General features: G+C 58.2%; 18 protein-coding genes. 8 read left to right on the top strand and 10 right to left on the bottom strand.

Going from position 1 to position 18176, the window contains the following annotated elements; translation table 11 throughout:
- The first annotated feature begins 156 nt into the window (after window positions 1-156).
- Both cyoE and C7H85_RS13745 read left to right on the top strand, forming a co-directional pair.
- Window positions 157-1044, top strand: coding sequence for a heme o synthase (gene cyoE / locus C7H85_RS13750; protein ID WP_106730268.1), 888 nt, complete (start codon window positions 157-159; stop codon window positions 1042-1044).
- Window positions 1045-1119: 75 nt separating this feature from the next.
- Window positions 1120-2451 carry an MBL fold metallo-hydrolase RNA specificity domain-containing protein gene (locus tag C7H85_RS13745; RefSeq protein WP_106730267.1) on the top strand — a complete coding sequence of 444 codons (1332 nt, stop codon included), beginning with the start codon at window positions 1120-1122 and terminating at the stop codon, window positions 2449-2451.
- Between the two features lie 43 nt (window positions 2452-2494).
- On the opposite strand, the gene C7H85_RS19735 is transcribed toward C7H85_RS13745, so the two are convergent.
- The gene (locus C7H85_RS19735; RefSeq protein ID WP_158260097.1) at window positions 2495-2644 is read right to left on the bottom strand and encodes a hypothetical protein; all 150 of its coding nucleotides are present in this window, start codon (window positions 2642-2644) and stop codon (window positions 2495-2497) included.
- 116 nt (window positions 2645-2760) lie between these two features.
- Here C7H85_RS19735 and C7H85_RS13740 point away from each other — a divergent pair, with 116 nt between their 5' ends.
- Together C7H85_RS13740 and C7H85_RS13735 are read left to right on the top strand one after the other, a co-directional pair.
- The gene (locus C7H85_RS13740) at window positions 2761-3006 is read left to right on the top strand and encodes a hypothetical protein (protein WP_106730266.1); all 246 of its coding nucleotides are present in this window, start codon (window positions 2761-2763) and stop codon (window positions 3004-3006) included.
- Between the two features lie 129 nt (window positions 3007-3135).
- Window positions 3136-3870 carry an endonuclease/exonuclease/phosphatase family protein gene (locus tag C7H85_RS13735; protein ID WP_106730265.1) on the top strand — a complete coding sequence of 245 codons (735 nt, stop codon included), beginning with the start codon at window positions 3136-3138 and terminating at the stop codon, window positions 3868-3870.
- A gap of 21 nt (window positions 3871-3891) precedes the next feature.
- On the opposite strand, the gene C7H85_RS13730 is transcribed toward C7H85_RS13735, so the two are convergent.
- Complete coding sequence (locus C7H85_RS13730; RefSeq protein WP_106730264.1) at window positions 3892-4974, bottom strand: ADP-ribosylglycohydrolase family protein; 1083 nt, start codon at window positions 4972-4974, stop codon at window positions 3892-3894.
- A 282-nt stretch (window positions 4975-5256) separates the two neighbouring features.
- Between C7H85_RS13730 and C7H85_RS13725 the strand changes: the two genes are divergently transcribed.
- Genes C7H85_RS13725 through C7H85_RS13715 form a run of 3 tightly spaced genes read left to right on the top strand, consistent with a single transcriptional unit; the run spans window position 5257 to window position 8256 of the window.
- Window positions 5257-6210, top strand: coding sequence for an HlyD family secretion protein (locus tag C7H85_RS13725; RefSeq protein WP_106730263.1), 954 nt, complete (start codon window positions 5257-5259; stop codon window positions 6208-6210).
- The gene (locus C7H85_RS13720; RefSeq protein WP_210433654.1) at window positions 6200-7153 is read left to right on the top strand and encodes an ABC transporter ATP-binding protein; all 954 of its coding nucleotides are present in this window, start codon (window positions 6200-6202) and stop codon (window positions 7151-7153) included. The genes C7H85_RS13725 and C7H85_RS13720 overlap by 11 nt, the downstream gene beginning before the upstream one ends.
- The gene (locus C7H85_RS13715; protein WP_106730262.1) at window positions 7150-8256 is read left to right on the top strand and encodes an ABC transporter permease; all 1107 of its coding nucleotides are present in this window, start codon (window positions 7150-7152) and stop codon (window positions 8254-8256) included. The genes C7H85_RS13720 and C7H85_RS13715 overlap by 4 nt, the downstream gene beginning before the upstream one ends.
- Window positions 8257-8265: 9 nt before the next feature.
- On the opposite strand, the gene C7H85_RS13710 is transcribed toward C7H85_RS13715, so the two are convergent.
- From C7H85_RS13710 to C7H85_RS13695, 4 genes are all read right to left on the bottom strand, one after another.
- The gene (locus C7H85_RS13710; protein ID WP_106730261.1) at window positions 8266-9504 is read right to left on the bottom strand and encodes an MFS transporter; all 1239 of its coding nucleotides are present in this window, start codon (window positions 9502-9504) and stop codon (window positions 8266-8268) included.
- Window positions 9505-9794: 290 nt separating this feature from the next.
- On the bottom strand, window positions 9795-10238 hold the full coding sequence (locus C7H85_RS13705) for a DUF2000 domain-containing protein (RefSeq protein ID WP_106730260.1): 444 nt from the start codon (window positions 10236-10238) through the stop codon (window positions 9795-9797).
- A gap of 147 nt (window positions 10239-10385) precedes the next feature.
- Entirely contained in the window at window positions 10386-10697 is a 312-nt protein-coding gene (locus C7H85_RS13700) for an antibiotic biosynthesis monooxygenase family protein (RefSeq protein ID WP_210433653.1), read from the bottom strand.
- Between the two features lie 65 nt (window positions 10698-10762).
- Entirely contained in the window at window positions 10763-12631 is a 1869-nt protein-coding gene (locus tag C7H85_RS13695; protein WP_106730259.1) for an AAA family ATPase, read from the bottom strand.
- Window positions 12632-13398: 767 nt separating this feature from the next.
- Between C7H85_RS13695 and ltrA the strand changes: the two genes are divergently transcribed.
- Complete coding sequence (ltrA, locus tag C7H85_RS13690; RefSeq protein ID WP_425445074.1) at window positions 13399-14685, top strand: group II intron reverse transcriptase/maturase; 1287 nt, start codon at window positions 13399-13401, stop codon at window positions 14683-14685.
- Window positions 14686-14760: 75 nt separating this feature from the next.
- Here the strand turns inward: ltrA and C7H85_RS19605 are convergent, their stop codons facing one another.
- From C7H85_RS19605 to C7H85_RS13680, 4 genes are all read right to left on the bottom strand, one after another.
- Window positions 14761-15294, bottom strand: coding sequence for a hypothetical protein (locus tag C7H85_RS19605; RefSeq protein ID WP_146140463.1), 534 nt, complete (start codon window positions 15292-15294; stop codon window positions 14761-14763).
- A gap of 71 nt (window positions 15295-15365) precedes the next feature.
- Window positions 15366-16304 carry a hypothetical protein gene (locus tag C7H85_RS19600; protein ID WP_146140462.1) on the bottom strand — a complete coding sequence of 313 codons (939 nt, stop codon included), beginning with the start codon at window positions 16302-16304 and terminating at the stop codon, window positions 15366-15368.
- Window positions 16305-16793: 489 nt separating this feature from the next.
- Window positions 16794-17495, bottom strand: coding sequence for a KilA-N domain-containing protein (locus tag C7H85_RS20375; RefSeq protein WP_483887916.1), 702 nt, complete (start codon window positions 17493-17495; stop codon window positions 16794-16796).
- Window positions 17496-17610: 115 nt separating this feature from the next.
- A complete protein-coding gene (locus C7H85_RS13680) occupies window positions 17611-17943 on the bottom strand; it encodes a hypothetical protein (RefSeq protein WP_106730258.1) in 333 nt (110 codons plus the stop codon).
- Window positions 17944-18176 lie beyond the last annotated feature (233 nt).

Genomic DNA, 18176 nt, shown 5'->3' with positions numbered 1-18176 from the left:
AAACCCATCCCTGGGGGCTCACTGCGCCATCCCTGGCGCAGAGGGTCGGCTGAGCAGGGTCCCTTTGGCTCCCTTGGTGCTCATGGGTTGACTGTTCGGGGTGGTGGCAGGCGCCTTGTATACGATAACGGGATGCTGGCATCCGAAGGATTTTTTATGATTTGGCCTTATCTCAAGGTAACCAAGCCGGGCATCATCATGGGCAACCTGATCGCGGTGGCGGGCGGATTCTGCCTGGCGGCCCGGGGCGATATCGACCCGGCGCTGCTGGCGGCCACCGTGCTCGGGTTGTCGCTGGTGGTGGCCTCCGGCTGCGCCATCAACAACTGCATCGACCGGGACATCGACGCCCGTATGGAACGGACCCGCCGGCGGGTCACCGTGACCGGCGAACTGGCGCCCCGCACGGCGCTGATCGTCGGCCTGGTGCTGGGCCTGCTCGGCTTCGGCCTGCTGGCGGCGGCCACCAACCCGGTGGCGCTGGGGTTCGCCGCCTTCGGCTACGGGATTTACGTGGGGCTCTACAGCCTGTACATGAAACGCCGCTCGGTATACGGCACTCTGGTGGGCAGCCTGTCCGGGGCGGTGCCGCCGGTGGTGGGGTATTGCGCCGTGAGCGGCCGCTTCGATCCCGGTGCCGCCATTCTGCTGCTGATGTTTTGCCTGTGGCAGATGCCGCACTCCTACGCTATCGCCATCTTCCGCTTGCGGGATTACCAGGCGGCACGCATTCCGGTGCTGCCGGTGGCCAGGGGCATCCACCGGGCCCGGGTGCACATCGTGCTCTATATCGCCCTGTTCTGCCTGGTCTCCGCCCTGCTGCCGCTGGCGGGCTACACCGGCCTGACCTTTATGGCGGTAGCCTGCGCCACCAGCCTGTGGTGGCTGGCCCTGGCCTGCTGGGGCTGGCGCCGAGGCATGGAGGTAAGCGGCTGGGCCCGGCGGGTATTCGTGCTGTCGCTGATCACCATAGTGGCGGTGAGCCTGACCATGGCGCTCGACTTCCGCCCCGGGGGCGAGCTGTGGGCGCTCAACCCGCGTTGAGCACGGGCCGGCGGCAAAGCCGGCACGGCTGGCCGATACTGAAGGAAGCTCCATCGGCAAACGGAGGTAGGCCTTGTGAAGATCACCCTGCTCGGCGCGACGCAAACGGTCACCGGCTCCAAGTTTCTGGTGCACAGCGGCGACACCCGCATCCTGGTGGATTGCGGCCTGTACCAGGGCTACAAATGGCTCAGGCGGCGCAACTGGCAGCCGCTGCCGCTCGATGTGCACCGGCTCGACGCGGTGGTGCTGACCCACGCCCACCTCGATCACTCCGGCTACCTGCCGGTGCTCTACCGCCAGGGCTATCGCGGGCCCGTGTATTGCCATCCGGCCACCCGGGCGCTGTGCGACATTCTGCTGGCCGACTGCGGTCATCTGCAGGAAGAAGACGCCCGCTTTCTCTCCCGCCACCAGTTGAGCAGGCATACCCCGCCGGAACCGCTCTACGATCGGGAAACGGCGGAGCTGAGCATGGAACTGTTCCGGCCGCTGGAGTTCGACCAGCCGCTGCAACTGGGCGGCATGGTGCTGCGGCTGCAGCCCTCCGGCCATATCCTGGGAGCCGGCAGCCTGATCCTCGAGGCCGAGGGCAAGCGGGTCGGCTTTTCCGGCGACGTGGGCCGGCCCGAGGATCCCTTCATGTATCCGCCCCGGCCGCTGCCGGCGCTGGACCTGCTGTTGCTCGAGTCCACCTACGGCGATCGCCGCCATGAGCCGGGCGATCCTTTCGAACAGATGACGGCCCTGGTCAACGACACCGTTGCCGCCGGCGGCGTCATGCTGATCCCGAGCTTTGCCGTGGGCCGGGCCCAGGTCCTGCAGAGCCTGCTGGTGCAGCTGATGGCCGAGCAGCGCATTCCCCGGCTCAGCATCTTCCTCGACAGTCCGATGGCGATAGAGGTGGGGGAAATCTACGCGCGCTTTGCCGACCAGCAGGAACTGAGCCGGTCCATTACCCTGATCCGCAGCGTGGAGGAGTCCAAGGCGCTGGCCAACGAGGTGTATCCCCATATCATCATCGCCGGCAGCGGCATGGTGACCGGGGGCCGCATCCTCCATCATATGAAACGGCTGTTGCCGGATCACCGCACCACCCTGGTACTGACCGGCTACCAGGCGGGCGGCACCCGGGGAGCCAAGCTGCTGCAGGGCTGCGACAGCGTGCGTATCCACGGTGAATGGGTGCCGAACCGGGCCCGGCTGGCGATGCTGCACGGGCTGTCGGGCCATGCGGACTATGTGGAGCTGCAGCAGTGGCTGGCTGCTTCGGCCCTGCGCCCCGGCACCCCTATTCAACTGGTGCACGGCGAGCCCGAGGCGCTAGAGGCGATGCGCGATTATCTGCGCAGAACCACCGCCTTCGAGGTGGAGATCGGCGAATATGAGCGCATTCTTACCCTTTGACCCGGCCCCGCCGGCCGGCGGACAGGGTCCGACAGCCGCGGCTTCACGGCGCCTCCCCGGTCATAAACAGATCCTGGTTGTCGGCGTAATAGTCGGCGGCGTAGTCCAGCTCGCCCTGGCTGAGCAGGATGCGGGTATTGGCGTTGAACCCTTCGGCGCGGCACACCTCGCAGTCGGCGCGCATGAACAGCACCGGCTCCTGGTGGCGGGCAACGCCACCGGATGGCGGCGAATGTACTACATTGAGTCATGCCGGTGTCGCGCCGGCACGGGAGAGCACGTATCAACCTCGACGGAAAGGAACACGGCATGGCTTATGTAACCATTGGTGGCGAAAAGTACGAAAAAGAACTGATCGAGCTGGCCACGGCACACACCACGGGCAGGGGAGAGGGCAAGATATCGAAGGAGGAGGCGGCCGATTTGCTGAAATCGGCCCAGGATGGGCAGGGGGTGACCGACATCGAGCGGAGCACGCTGCACTATATTCGGCAGCATTTCGAGTTTACCGATGCCGCCGCCAGCTACTTCGACGGCGAGCTCGCCAAGCTGTAACCCGCCCGGCCCGGCTGGTCCGGGCTTTTTTGTGCCCGGCATCCGCTCGATGGCGCGGCACCATCGCGGCCGGAGGCCCGGCGATGCTAAGCTGTAGATCAGATTTCGCCACCGCAGGACCGTCTCCCCATGCTTCGCCCCCAGATAGCGCCCCATCAGCTCGGCCATCAGCATCAGCCTCTGGACGGCGACGAACTGGGCGTGCTGTGCTGGAACGCTCAGAAGCTGACCCTGAACCCCAATTTCCAGCTGTGCCTGGCGGGGCTGATGGACCGCTTCCCCACCAGTTTGCTGTTGTTGCAGGAGGCCAAGCTGGCGATGCACCGGCGGCTGCAGCTGGAGAACTGGTCCTACGCGGTGTCGCCCAATATCCAGACCCCGTCGCACCTGTTCGGGGTGCTGACCGCCGGCCAGTGCGCCTTCGACGAAGTCACCGCCCTGCTCAGCCAGAGCCGGGAGCTGAGCTTCGCCACCCACAAGAGCCTGATCCTCACCCGCCATCCCCTGGCCGGGGGCGCCCAGTTGCTGGTGGCCAATATCCACGCCATCAACTTCGTGCATCACGGCCATTTCTACAACGACATCACCGCCATGAAACGGGAGCTGTTGCGCCACCAGGGGCCGCTGATCGTGGCCGGGGATTTCAATGTGTGGAGCCGGCAGCGGCGCCGCTACCTGAGCGACTTCTGCCGGGCCATCGGCCTGCAGCAGGCGGTGATGGAAGACCCGCACCATATCAAGAGCTACCTGCGCCAGCCGCTGGATTTTATCTTCTACCGGGATCTGACCCTGCGCTCGGCCACCGCCATCAACACCAGCCTGATCTCCGACCATAACCCCATCTACGCCCGGTTTTCGTTGTGAGGGGCTATTTTCGCGGGGCTACTAAGCCGTATCCGTTGCCACCTGCTCCGCCAGTTGCCGGGCCAGTTCCTGCAATTCGTCGGCTTCTTCCAGCCCGTCGATAAAGCGCCGGGGGATGCCCGACAGCCCCGCCCGGGCGCCGGCCAGGGTGCCGGTGAGCATGGCGCGGGCCTGGTTCTGGCCACCGCCGTTGATGGCGTGCAGCACGGCGGCCTCGAAGTCGCGGTCGAAGCGGGCGGCCAGGTAGTAGGCGGCGGGCAACTGGTGGTAGATGGCGCAGGGCATGCCGTACACCAGCGAGACCTTCCAGGCCGGCTCGATGCGGATGGCGGGATCCTCGGCGGCCCTGGCCATGTAGGAGGGGGTGAGCAGGGCGTCCGGCGAGGCGAAGCGGCCGGCTCGGGACGGCTCGGGCTCGCCGGGACGCGGCGGCTGCAGGTTGCCGGCGGTGACCGCATGGAAGGGCAGCTCGCCGCTTTTCACCAGCGCCATCAGCTTGTCGGACAGGGCCCCGTCCAGCTTATGTCCCTGCACCAGCAGGCCGGTGACGGCGCCGAAGGCCACCGTCATCGCCACCATGTTGTTGTCTATCTGGGTCAGCACCGTGTTGGCGGCCACCGCTTCGGCCAGCCGGTGCGGCTCGCCGGCGTAGCGCACGGCGATGGCCAGGGTGCGTTCTATCGCCTCGGTGGTGTCGGCGTGGCCGCCGCAGCGGCCCCAGGGGTGGTTTTCTTCTACCCGTTTGTGCCAGGTATCGCGGATCGACTGGCTGGTGTAGCCGCCGGGCCCTGTGGTCGGTGTGCCGTCGAGCAGGGGGAACAGATCCTGGTCCAGCCGCCAGCAGAAATCGGCCTCGTCGTAGCCGCCGCAGTCCACCAGGGAGGCGAGGGTGAGCTTGAGGATGATGCCGGCCTGGGACAGTTGCCCGGCCCTGAGCCCTTCGTGGTAGCGGCCCGTTTTGGGGGTAGTGTAGCCGTCTATCCAGTCGCCGTGGTCCCGGCGCAGCTGGTCCAGATCGTAATACCAGTGCGGGCCCACGCCCAGGGCTTCGCCGATAAAGGCGCCCATAATGGCGCCGGCGGCACGATCCTGCAGGGGAGTCATGGTTTTTTCCTCGTGGTGACGAACCTGTTCTCACTATATGCCATGGCGGGGGATTTTGGGCCGCGGCCCTCGGACCCGGGGAGCCGGCCCGGTAGCGGAGTCCTGCGGTGGCCGGGCGAGACGGACTTGTAATTCATCCGATATCTACCCAAATTTTGGATAGGTTCCGACAGCGAGACGCCGATGACACGCCCAGCCGCCCCCCAGCAAGGCCGCCGGCCGCCCCCCTCCCGGCGAGGGCCGGGCCCGTCGGCTGCCCGCCGTCGAGGCCGGTTCGACGCCATGAAGACCCTGCTGCCGGCGGCGGTATTGCTGCTGGCCGGCTGCGGGCCCGAGCCGGACCGGGTGCTCGGCACCCTGGAATGGGATCGCATCACCCTGCCGGCCCCGGCGGCGGAGCCCGTCACCCGGCTGGCGGTGCGGGAAGGCGAGCGGGTGATGCCGGGGCAGGTCCTGGTGCAGCTGGACGACGGCCTGGCCCGGGCCCGCTGGGCCGCCGCCGAGGCCGAGGTGCGGCGGCGGCGGCAGCTGCTGGCGGAGCTGCGTGCCGGCCCCAGGCCGGAAACCATAGCGGTGGCCCGGGCCGCCCTGGCCGCCGCCCGCGCCGAGGAGCGGGAAGCCCTGGCCCAGTATCGCCGCCTGCGCGCCCTGGAGCAAAACGGCCATGTGTCCCACGCCGACACCGACGCCGCCAGGGCGGCGGCGGAAAGCGCCGGGGCCCGGGCGGAGGCGGCCCAGGCGGCCCTGCTGGAGTTGCAGCGGGGCACCCGCCCCGAGCAACTGGCCCAGGCCGAGGCGGCGCTGGCCCAGGCGCGGGGTGAGGCCGAGGCGCTGTTGCTGCTGCAGCAGAAACTGACCCTGCGGGCGCCCCGGGCGGGACGGGTGGACAGCCTGCCCTTCAAGGAAGGCGACGAGGCGCCGATGGGCGCTCCGCTGGCGACCCTGCTGGTGGGCGACAGCCCCTATGCCCGGGTGTATGTGCCCGCGCCCCTGCGCCCGGGCATAGGGGTGGGGGACGCCGCCCGGGTGGTGGTGCAGGGGGTGGAGCCGGGCTTTCGCGGACGGGTGCGCATGATCCGCGGCGAGCCCGGCTTCACGCCCTATTACGCGCTGACCGGCGAGGACGCGGCGCGGCTCAGCTACCTGGCGGAGATCCAGCTGGGCGAGGACGCCGCCGGGCTGCCCGCCGGCCTGCCCCTGAGCGTGATCTTCGAGGAGGCCGCCGATGCCCGATGACGCCCTGGCCATCCGCGCCAGCGGGATGAGCAAAGACTTCGGCGGCCTGCGCGCGGTGGACGGAATGGATCTCGGGGTGGCGCGGGGCCAGGTGTACGGCTTTCTCGGCCCCAACGGCTCCGGCAAGTCCACCAGCATCCGCATGCTGTGCGGCCTGCTGACCCCTTCCGCCGGCCGGATCGAGGTGCTGGGGCTGCGCATTCCCGAGCAGGCCGAGGCGCTGCGCCGGCGCATCGGCTACATGACCCAGCATTTTTCCCTGTTTGCCGATCTCACCGTGCGCGAGAACCTGGAGTTCCTCGCCGCCATCCAGGGCCTGCCCCGGCGGGCCGGCGCCCGGCGGGTGGACGATCTGCTGCGGGAATATCGTTTTTCCGACCGGGCCGGGCAGCTGGCGGGCGCCCTGAGCGGCGGCCAGAAACAGCGGCTGGCGCTGGCGGGGGCGGTGATCCACCGGCCGGAGCTGCTGTTCCTGGACGAGCCCACCAGCGCGGTGGATCCGGAGTCGCGGCGGGATTTCTGGGAGACGCTGTTCGAGCTGGCGGACGCGGGCACCACCATACTGGTGTCGACCCACTATATGGACGAGGCGGAACGCTGCCACCGGCTGGCGATCCTGGATCGCGGCCGGCTGGTGGCGGACGACAGCCCGGCGGCGCTGACCGGCGCCCTGAGCGGCCGAACCCTGGAGGTGCGCTGCGCGCAACCGCGGCAGGCGAAGCAGCGGCTGCTGGCGCTGGCGGGGGTGCTGAGCGCGGCCCAGATCGGCAACAGCCTGCGGGTGCTGGTGGCGGAGGGGCAGGGCAGCGGGGAGGCGGCCCGTATCGGGCAGGCGCTGGCGGGGCTGGCGGCCCAGGTGCGGCCGACCCGGCCGAACCTGGAAGACGTTTTTGTGGCGGTGACCCGCCACGACGGCGGCCCGGCGGGCGGGGCGGCGCCGTGAACGGGCGCCGGCTGTGGGCGGTGGTGCTGAAGGAACTGCGCCAGATCCGCCGCGACCGCGTCACCCTGGCGATGATCGTCGGCATTCCCCTGCTGCAACTGATCCTGTTCGGCTACGCCATCAACCTGAACCTGCGCCACCTGCCGGCGGCCATCGCCGACGAGGCGCGGACCAGCCAGTCGCGCCAGCTGGCGATGGACATGATTGCCACCGGGGTGATAGCGCCGGTGGCCGAGGCGAACAGTGCCCAGGAGCTGATGCGGTTGCTGCGCCGGGGCGAGATCCGCGTGGGGGTGGCGATCCCGGCCGACGTTGAGCGGCGGCTGGCGCGGGGGGAAGAGGCGGTGCAGGTGCTGGTGGACGGCAGCGACACCGTGGTGCAGAGCGCGGCGCTGCCGCTGGCGCAGCTGCCGCTGGCCCGGCGGGCCGAGGGGACGCCTTCGTCGTCGGTGCCCCTGCCCGCGGCACCCATCGGCGTGGTGAGTTTTTACAACCCGCAGCGGGTGTCCGCCATCAACATAGTGCCCGGGCTTATCGGCATCATCCTGACCATGACCATGGTGATGTTCACCGCCGTGGGCATAGTGCGCGAGCGGGAGCGCGGCAACATGGAGCTGCTGATCGCCACCCCGCTCGGCCGCGCCGAGCTGATGATCGGCAAGGTGCTGCCCTACGGGCTGATCGGCCTGGTGCAGACCAGCCTGGTGCTGCTGCTCGGCCTGCTGCTGTTCGCGGTGCCCATCCGCGGCAGCGTGCTGGATGTGTACTGGGCCAGCCTGCTGCTGATCCTGGCCAACCTGAGCATGGGCCTGCTGATTTCCACCCGCGCCCAGTCGCAGTTCCAGGCCATGCAGATGACCTTTTTCATCTTCCTGCCGTCCATCCTGTTGTCCGGCTTTATGTTTCCGTTCGACGGCATGCCCCGGCCGGCCCAGTGGATTGCCGAAGCCCTGCCGCTGACCCACTTTTTGCGGCTGATCCGCGGCATTATGCTGCGCGGGGCGGGGCTGGCCGAGCTGTGGCCGGAGGTGCTGGCGCTGCTCGGCTTTATTGCGCTGATGATGACCCTGGCGATCGCCCGCTTCCGCAAGCGGCTCGACTGAGCCGGCCGCTCAGCGGCCGGGCTCTCGCACCCGGGCCAGCAACGCGGCGCCGAGCACGAACAGCACCAGCAGGCTGAGGATGGACAGCCGGTTGCTGCCGGTGGCCAGCGCCACCACCCCCACCAGCAGGGGGCCCAGCACCGCCGCGAACTTGCCGATCATGTTGAACAGGCCGAAATAGGCGCCGGCCTGATCGGCGGGGATCAGCCGGGAATAGAAGGAGCGGGACAGCGCCTGCACCCCGCCCTGCACCAGGCCGATGGCGCCGGCCAGCAGGAAGAACTGGCCCTCGGTCTGCATGGCGTAGCCGCCGGCGGTGACCAGCGCATAGACCAGCAGCCCCAGGTAGATGGCCAGCCGGGTGCCGATGCGCTCGCCCAGGTAGCCGAAGGCCACGGCGGCGGGAAAGGCGACAAACTGCACCAGCAGCAGGGCGACGATCAGGCTGTTGCTGGCAAAGCCCAGGGCCATGCCGAAGTCCACCGCCATGCGGATGATGGTGTGCACCCCGTCGATATAGAGCCAGTAGGCGATGAGGAAGGTCAGCACCCCGGGGGTCTTGACCGCCCGGCGCAGTACGGCCAGCAGGGCGGCGAAGCTGGTGTCGGTGCCGTCGCTAGCGGGTCGCTCCTTCACCCAGAAGAACAGCGGCAGGGCGAACAGCGTCCACCAGGCCGCCACCATCACGAAGGAGACCTTCACCGCCTGGGTGGCCGAGGCCAGGCCGAACCACTCGGGCTGGGTGGCCATCACCACGTTGAGCGCGAACAGCAGGCCGCCGCCCAGGTAGCCCAGGGCATAGCCCCAGGCCGAGACCCGGTCGCTTTCTGCCGGGGCGGCCACGTCCACCAGCAGGGCGTCGTAGAAGGTGAGGCCGCCGAAAAAGCCGACGCTGGCGGCGGCGAACAGCAGCGCCGCCAGCAGCCACTGGCCCTCGCCGGCCCAGAACAGCCCCAGGGTGGGCAGCACCCCGATCAGGGTGAACAGCAGCAGCAGGCGCTTTTTGGCGCCCTGCCTGTCGGCCACCGCCCCCAGCCAGGGGGACATCAGCATCACCAAGAGGCTGGCCGCCGAGCTGAACAGCCCCAGCCAGAAGGTGCTCTGGGCCGCCGCCATCTCCCCGGCCCAGTACTGCTTGAACAGCACCGGGAAGAAGCCGGCCAGCACCGTGGTGGCGAAGGTGGAGTTGGCCCAGTCGTACAGTGCCCAGGACCAGGCGGCACGGTTTTTAAGGGTAAGGGTAGTCATAGGGTGGGGATCCTCGAATAGGGGTGGGGGCCGATCATCGCACGCCACCTTTACCGTTGGGTGTCGGCCGGCGAGGGCCGCCTGCTTAAACGATCTTCTCTATTCTGGTCGCGATTGCGGGCAGCCACCAAGGTGGCGGGGTGTTTTTATGGAGCGCTGGATTGCTGAGTTAGCTTCCCTGTTTTGTGAGCTGGCATGGCTCACCTCATGCGTTATCGAGGTGTATCCGTGAAAGCAGGTGAGGTCCATCGTCGGGGTGGCTCCTTGTTACATTCCCCTAACAAAGGAAACTACTTAAATAAACTAAATTTTCCTGTAAACTCCTTGAGCACAGACGTATCGCCGAACATACAAATACCGAAGTACTCTAGATCTTGCTCCGATTTTTCTGAAGTTGCTTTTACTTGCTCCGCTGATGTTCCAACTATCATTGTGTCAGTGAAATCGGTGAATGGGATGTTTCGTTGTAAAAGTTCTCTACGAACTTTTCTAATTTTATTGGAGTTATCAGCCTTGAGAACTATAAACGGGTAATGCGATATCGACGGGTGAATACCTTCTTCCTTATCTCGATACTGCAAAAAACATAGACTATCGACGTCACCAACTTGAGCTACAAGCCCTGCTGTCATATGACCAAGAGCGTTATAAAGTCGCCCTATCTCAACTTTTTTATTTAATACGGCGACAAATCGTTTAGAGTTTTCATCTGGCAAAGTGGAAAAATCAATCATAAATTTCCTTCATTCTTTGAAAATGTAACGCCAGCCAGCCAGAATGCGTGGCTGCGGAGTGGAGGCGAAGCCACAATGTAGTAGGCGTCGCCGTGACTGGCCTGGTTATGTGGATCGTGAACAATGGATATAGAACCAACACTTTCTTCAACGAGTAAAGTCGTCTATTTCATCGTATACCGTGGCTGAAACTCTCTCCCCTATCTTTCGCATTTCAACCATCTCCGACGGATTCTCAGAACCCCAAAATGCTCTCCAACTATCCATTGAATTCCATTTTGCCACTGTAATCACTTCGGTTTTATCCTCTGGACTACGAAGCATAAAGCTTCCCAGTGCCCCTGGAACCGTCTCATGTATTTTGTTCGTAGTACGACTCCATACATCTTGAAATCTCGTAAAATTCTCTTCCTTAACTTTCCAACGATAAACTACCCGAATCACAATCAGCTCCTTCACTGCTAACGCTTTGCTCACCGGAAAATTGGGAGCGCAGCGAGTAATTTTCCGTGTGCAGCAACTTGTTATGCATTACTTCGCAAGACACGCTCAATGATTTTAACTACATCATCATTTTTATCTATTGTTACTGGAAAGCCGTTAACATTCAGAATCTTACTTTCTATGTCAATCGTTAATTTTTCACCATCAACAGAGCACTTAAATATATTAGCGCGCTCCCCAAGAATAGTTTTGGCTAAAATGTTGATATCCTGGGTAGTTGTCTTTTCATTTGCGCTTAATCGGGCAGCTGCTGGTGCTGCAATAGACAGAAGAATATCTCTAAGTGATTCCGCCTCGTCAATGCGTTTGCCGTCAGATGCGTGTTCAATACAGCGAACTAAATCACCCAATTTTTCTCTAATTTCTGCGATTGGAATCTGATCTAAGAACTCAATTTCATCGACAGCAGCAGTGGGCTTTCCTTCTGACGTATAAATATCAGAAGCTTGATAATATGATTCAATCGCCCCCTTCCTTAAAATAAAACACCCAGACTCTTCTAGTAAACGCAATACAACTTCTAGCCGGTCCTTCATGGAAGACCATTTATCGGCATTGATTAAACCTTTCAAATCCGAGCCAGCCAAACTCATTAGCGTGCAAAAAGCAGATCTTCTCTTAACTTTATCATCAACTGGCTCTTCGGCGTTAACGCAGTAAGGATGCCCTTCAGCCAATTTAGATATATCTCCCCAATTAGGACCTACTAATGAACAAAAATCGCTATATGTTGAAGATGCGAGCTTTATAGCTGATGGCGCTCCAAGTTTCGAAGCACTTGCATCTGCAGCAGGGGAATTGGCTAAAAAGCATTGAACTAGGTCCATGTCATCTGTAAATGCGTCAGCATCTGCGAGAACTACTGGATTTTTCCCAAGCAGCCTCATGAACTTCACAACAACTGGCATTTGGCCTTTGCCAATTACCGGTAGCAATTGAGAGCCTGCAGCTTCAAGATGAAGCTCAAGTTTGTTGGAAATGAACGACGCAATCATTACATCACTTGGCCCTTCTACTAAGAGCGGCCTTCGGCAAAACAATGATAGCTTATGCTCTTGTCCAAGCCTGGCAATCAAAGTTTGAAGCTTTCTATTTTTCAATTGTTCATCGCTGGGATTGAGCTGGACAGGAGGTTTATCTAAATCATGACAGAATATTAGCGACGTTAAGTCACTAGGCTTGGTGATTCGGAGCATTTCTGTCGAATGCGTAGCCATAATCACTATCTTTTTATACCCACCTTCAGATGGGTGCCCAGCTGCAGAGATAATTTCATTCAATAAAAATGACTGCAGTTGTGGGTGGAGCGAGACTTCAGGCTCATCAATTAATAAAGCTCCTACTTCATCGTCATACAAGGCCGCCAAAATACCGACAAGATGAAGTAATCCTGATGCTTCTCGACCTGACGAGTATGGTTTAGATGTGGTATCTAATCTCGCAAATACCACCTTTAAAGTTCCGGCATCCCATTCAATTATCAAATCCCGCTTGAACAGCTTTCTTAATCGCTCTTGCACCTTAATTAATATATCTGCGCGCTCAGAAAGAGTTTGGAAATCACCATTTAGCGTTTCCGTTTGATGCCTTCGGGTTGTGTCGTGCTTTGACCCAAAATTTGCGCCGTCATAATCCGGGTTGCTTCCGTGATGCCCGTTGTAATCTGAGCGATATTGCTCAAGAAGGCCCATTCGCCCAGCAGACAGAAAGCGAACCTTTTTCCCAGGTACTATGGAAGCTAGTGGTTGCTTTAACCCTCTCAGAAGGTGAGTCTTACCACCACCATTTGGGCCAATGAGAACGGTCAGCCCGCCTTGAATCTCTATATCTCTAGAAAAGTTACCATTGTGGCTATTGATATTTGCTTTAATGCTTATTGGAAAATTCAAAATCATTCCTTCGAATTAATATGTGCAAGATTCTGAGCTGACATCAGATGCATAACGCTTTGCTAATTGGCTGCCGCAGCGCAGCGTAGGCAGTCCAGTGGAGGCCACGCTTTTTGTGGCCGGAACGAAATTAAGCAATTTGTGTACGCCCGGCATGGGCATGAACTGATGGGGTGAGAGTCCCCTGTAGGAGAACCAACGTCGATGGAGAGCTGTGCTGATCATACTGTTCCCTGTGAGTGGTTGATTTCCTTCACTTTCATCCATTGAACGATAACTACTAGCCGAAGGCAAGGGCTCTGCCACGAGGTAGGGTCTGAAGGAAGCCCGAGCGCAAAGCTGCGAGCCGACGAACAGAAATCACATACGAGGCTTAGCTCTGGGACGAGTCTGCACAAGAAGACGAAGTCCGCTGGTTCAGGAGCAAAGTAAATGTGGCGGTTGTGCAGCGAAGGTCCATGTTCTTATCCGGGGAGATCTGCTTAACCCGCGATCGTGTCAACAACACCCCAGTCTGGCCACTGGTTTCAACAGGCCCGGCGTGCAGGCCCCATCAACCTGTACGAGCAAAACCGATGACCACCGATAGCGCCCTGCGGGGTAACCCGTCGGGTGATTAAGCAGAAGTCAGCAGACGGCATAGTAGCCAAAGGCCCGGGCGTAATGGCCGGGACAGAGTGAAGGCCTGAACACCTAGAACAAAGGAGGAGGAGCCTTGTCAGACTTGAATACACGAATGCCGCCCGGCAATGACGTGACTCAGCGTCATGACCCGAAGCCAGCCTTTAGCCACGATCTGTTCGAGCGCGTCTTGCAGCGGGCAAACCTGCAAGCTGCATGGGCCCGTGTTCGACAGAGCCAACAAGGGGGCGCCGGGTATCGATGGCATGACCATCGAGGCGTTCCCCGCCTGGGCCAAATCCGGTCACTGGAAAAGCGTGGTCACCGAACTGGAAACCGGTCGGTATCGGCCGTCTCCGGTTCGGCGGGTAGAGATCGACAAACCGGATGGCGGCAAACGCCCACTGGGGATCCCCACCGTTATCGACCGCGTGATCCAGCTGGCCATCGCCCAGGTTCTCACGCCCATTTTCGATCCCGGCTTCTCGGAGCACAGCTTTGGATTCCGTCCGGGTCGCAATGGGCAGCAGGCGGTGAAGCAGGTACAGGGCATCATCAAGGAAGGACGGCGCTTCGCCGTGGATGTTGACCTGTCGACGTTCTTCGACCGGGTCAATCACGACCTACTGATGTCCTGTCTTGGCCGCAAGATCCAGGATAAACGTTTACTGGATCTGATTGGCCGCTACCTGCGAGCCGGGGTTGTCGACAACCAGCGCCATCACGAGAGTCGAGAAGGGGTGCCACAGGGTGGACCACTGTCTCCCCTGCTGGCCAACATCATGCTCGATCCGCTGGACAAAGAGCTGGAGAAACGCGGCCACCGGTTCGCCCGCTATGCCGACGACTTTACCATTCTGGTGAAGAGTCGGCGTGCCGGCGAGCGGGTGCTGCGCAGCATCGGCCACTTCCTGCAACACCGTCTGAAACTGGTGGTCAACCCAACCAAAAGCCGTGTCGTTAACACCACTGAAAGCCAGTTCCTGGGGTTCACCTTCCGGGCCGGACGCATTCAGTGGCATCCAAAAACCCTGCTGAAGTTCAAGCAGCAGGTTCGACGGTTAACGAACCGCAACTGGGGCGTATCGATGCGTTATCGGTTGTTCAAAGTCAGCCAGTACCTGCGGGGCTGGAGAAACTATTTTGGCATCGCCAATTGCTATCAACTCTGCGTCGATCTGGATAACTGGATCCGGCGTCGGGTACGGATGGCGTACTGGCGTCAGTGGCGCAAGCCACGTACCAAGGTACGGCAACTGACGAAACTCGGCGTACGCGTACAGTCGGCAGTGGCGTGTGGCATCACCAGCAAAGGCCCATGGCGCAGTTCAAAGACACCGGGAATACAGGAAGCGCTGAACAACGCCTACCTGAAAGCCCAGGGTTTATATGCGTTGCGTGATGGATGGATCAAGCTTCACCATTCCAAGTGAAACGCCCTGTGCGGACCCGCATGCAGGGTGTTGTGGGGGCTGAGGGTTAGAAACCCTCGGCTACCTGATTATGCATTACCTAATTTTTTTAATGAAACCTTCTGATGAGAGTAGACCAAATTGCTTTAGATCAAACTTAGACCGCTTAACACCTAATTTAATGAGTACGTTAACAAAGTATGAATGGGCTGCCGAAGCGCTATCAATAGCTTTTTCAAAATGGGGGATTTCTTTGCCTACATATTCATAATTAAAATGAGCACATACGGAGTCTCTAACTTCTTTCATTTGGCGCCAGTAAGCGCTGTACTCTTCTTGCGACACATTAGCTGAAGAAAACAGATCTGCTCTAAAGGCCACCAAGTCAGCTTCATTGATAAGTTTTTTCCAATGCATTTCTTCGTTGTCTGTTCCGAATACTTTGCACCATCGAATTACTACATCAGCGACAAGTACATTACAAAGATGCCTATAAGGCGCAAAAGCCTCGAACCCGAAATCTAAACTTATAATGTGTTGGTTGATAGCCTTGCTAATGAAATAAGACTTTGAAATCTCTTCAAGATTGCTTACCAGCCACTCAATTTTTTCTACTCTTGATAAACTCATATGGGGCTCGAATGTATTCTTGCATAACGCCCGCGGAGGCCCGAAGGGCCGGAGCATACTGCCTGCGATTGTTAAGGCTGGATATATAATGCTACCACCGTACCGGCCGCTACATTAAGAAGAAAGGATATTCCTACTGAAACGAACAATTTAATTGAACTATTTCTTGATCTTGCAGCGATTTTGGTCTGCTGATTCTCATCCCCTCCTGTGAGCATAAACATGCTAAATCTTCTGCTGCTTCTAGCCCAATCTCTGATATTGCCATTGAGATGTTGAGCCCCAGTTCGAATAGTCATAAAGCCAACAAAAGCTAGGAAAGCAAGCTCCATTACAGTTTCTTGAGAGGACCTCACCAAGTAAACATATGCGCAAAGACTAAAAAGTAATGGAAAAATCCAAAAATTTACAAACGAAATTTTATTTTCATGTTCATAAATAAAATTATTCAACCCGGTAATACTAACCGGTTGTGGGCAGCTATCCGCCCATCTAGAAACGATAGAAAATATTTCTTCTGCCGTAGTTTGCGTTGCACCATGAATTGAAATAGAAACTGCACCTCCGTCAAGCTCCAAATTATCTGCTTCAGAATGATCTTTTGACATTGCAGCCTGAAGCATTACAAAGGGATTTAACGGGTTGGAAATTCTTACCGTTACTGACATCTCATTTTCAACACCATCAAGTTCATGGCCAATAACCCAATTTAAAATAAGCTTATCAGTTTTTTTACCAGAATTACTAACGACACCTTCGAGCGATCCAATGTTATTGTTCTCGTAATGAGTGTTATCAGTAAAGCTAATTAGGTACTGAAATCCAGCCTTCGTTGGTTTGAAGTTTACAATTTTTTCACCTATAGAATCGTAAAGCCGATGCAGTTCTTTAGGTGTGCAAAAAAATTGTTCATCAACTACTTTCGTTGTTGCGCCTAGCGTTGATCTAGTAACAACGTATGGCTTGGCCAAAGCAGGCGCCAATTCTTGTAAATCAATGATATCACTCATACTAATTTCTTAATTTAAATCCACGTATAGCCTTAACGCCGCTCAGCACGCGCGGCTACGGAATGGAGGCGCAGCCGCAATGCAGTAGCCGTCGCCGTGACTGGCTTGGTTAAGGGCCGTTTACCCCTCGATTTATTTGGGCACCCAATGCGGAATGCCGACTCCCCGATACCTTGTACCAAATTGACCCATGGCGCCAGGAACCAGAACACTGAATAAGCGGAGGTTGCCCGATGGATGCGCCGGATTGCCCCGGGACCTAAACTCCAAATTGGTTGGCAAAACCGTTGCAGCACTGAGGGTTGTTTTCAGCCTACAGACAACCACCGAAGTCAGTGCCAACTACCAAGCCAATGAACACCGCAGCAAGGCCTTTAACGCCCCAATCACCGAGCCGGCGGAGTTTAGCTATTTTTGTGGTAAAAGAGCGAAGCGATACCACAAAAATTGCGCAACGTAGCTGGCTCCGTGTGCATTGGATTGTTAGCTTTATGCAGACGGCAACAATAGAGTGGTGACAAATGTCAACGCTTGTTGATCTCTCTGCCCAAAATACCTTGGTGCATGTTGCTGAAGCCAGACCTCATTAAAATGCCGTCTAAAATCTTCGTATAGCTCAATAGGGTAAAGTTTTGCTTGCACAACTCTCCCGTCGGGGTATTCATGAGGATATGTAGGAAACTCGTTCGGCTCTATACCTCTGGATTCCCTGAGCCATTTGCAAAACAATCTTCCTTCAGAAATATCAGGAACCATTTCTTGAGGAAGGGTATACCCCGCCTGCTCTAATGGGGCAATCAGATTAAGAGTAAGCTCATTAAGCATAGAGAAATGCGTGTAGGGAACTTTCGCGCGGTTTTGCATATATCTTTCAATATGCACTGGCATGACAGCTTTAGCGCGCCCTTGTTGCCATTCTACAACCCACTGCGAGACTTTTACCGCGAATTTAGGCGATAGCCACTGAGCCAAGTTAATAGCAAGGTAAGGATGAACCCAAGTTCCCTGTAAGCCAGGATTGCCACCGCTAATAATATGAATAAGCTGCGCCTCCTGCAGCCCAGTCTGGTTTACTAGCTCAACAATGAATTCATTTGTTGATTTTAATGCTCGATAATCAGAGTAACGCTTGCCTACGGACTGACATAGCGCCGTCGCACTTATGTAGCCATCACCAATTCTTTGCGGAATGATGCTCCTTCTTCAACGCGTGGAATAAGCGCTAATTGTTGCATAGATTCTCCTTTTTCGTAGAGCTAACGCCGCCATCACGTGCTTGTCGCGCTCATAGATTTGTTAGCATTGATTAGAAGCTGTCAGGCTCTGTCTTTCCGGCTGTTGCCAACGCCGTTATAAAATAGTCGTCGAAATGGGTGAGAAGCATATCTATAAACCGACCATGATAAAGCCCGTAAACCTGCTTTTCTAAATTAACATCCTTTTGCTTCAAGATGCCAAATCGCAATTCTCCGTTATAAACCTTTGGCCTTAGCCAAGCCTTGTTTTTCCATTGCTCAGAGTCATGGGTAAAATCACCGTCATCATCATATGACCATGAGCGAACCTTTCCATCATCAATCGCCTTTTTGATTTTCTTCAATAGATCAGATGGTGATGTCGTATCTACAATAATTGCCACAATTTTCTCCTGTTTGTTTAAGCTAACAATTTAATAGAAGGCATGATGCCCGATTTTTGAACATGCGTCTCGCCTTCTATCCAGAAAGAAGACATGGGATAGATCTTTTAACTCATTGATAATAGTTATCATTTATTGCTCACTCCCGGATCTCGGTAGAAATATCGTGCATGTGGCCTTTGAGTATGTGGCAAAATCACTCAATCACAACTGCTGTTTATTTATACAGTAAT

The organism is Zobellella endophytica, assembly GCF_003012775.1.
Taxonomy (GTDB): Bacteria; Pseudomonadota; Gammaproteobacteria; order Enterobacterales; family Aeromonadaceae; genus Oceanimonas; species Oceanimonas endophytica.
Note: the sequence above shows the minus strand (reverse complement) of the source record. Positions and strands in the feature narration are given on the sequence as shown.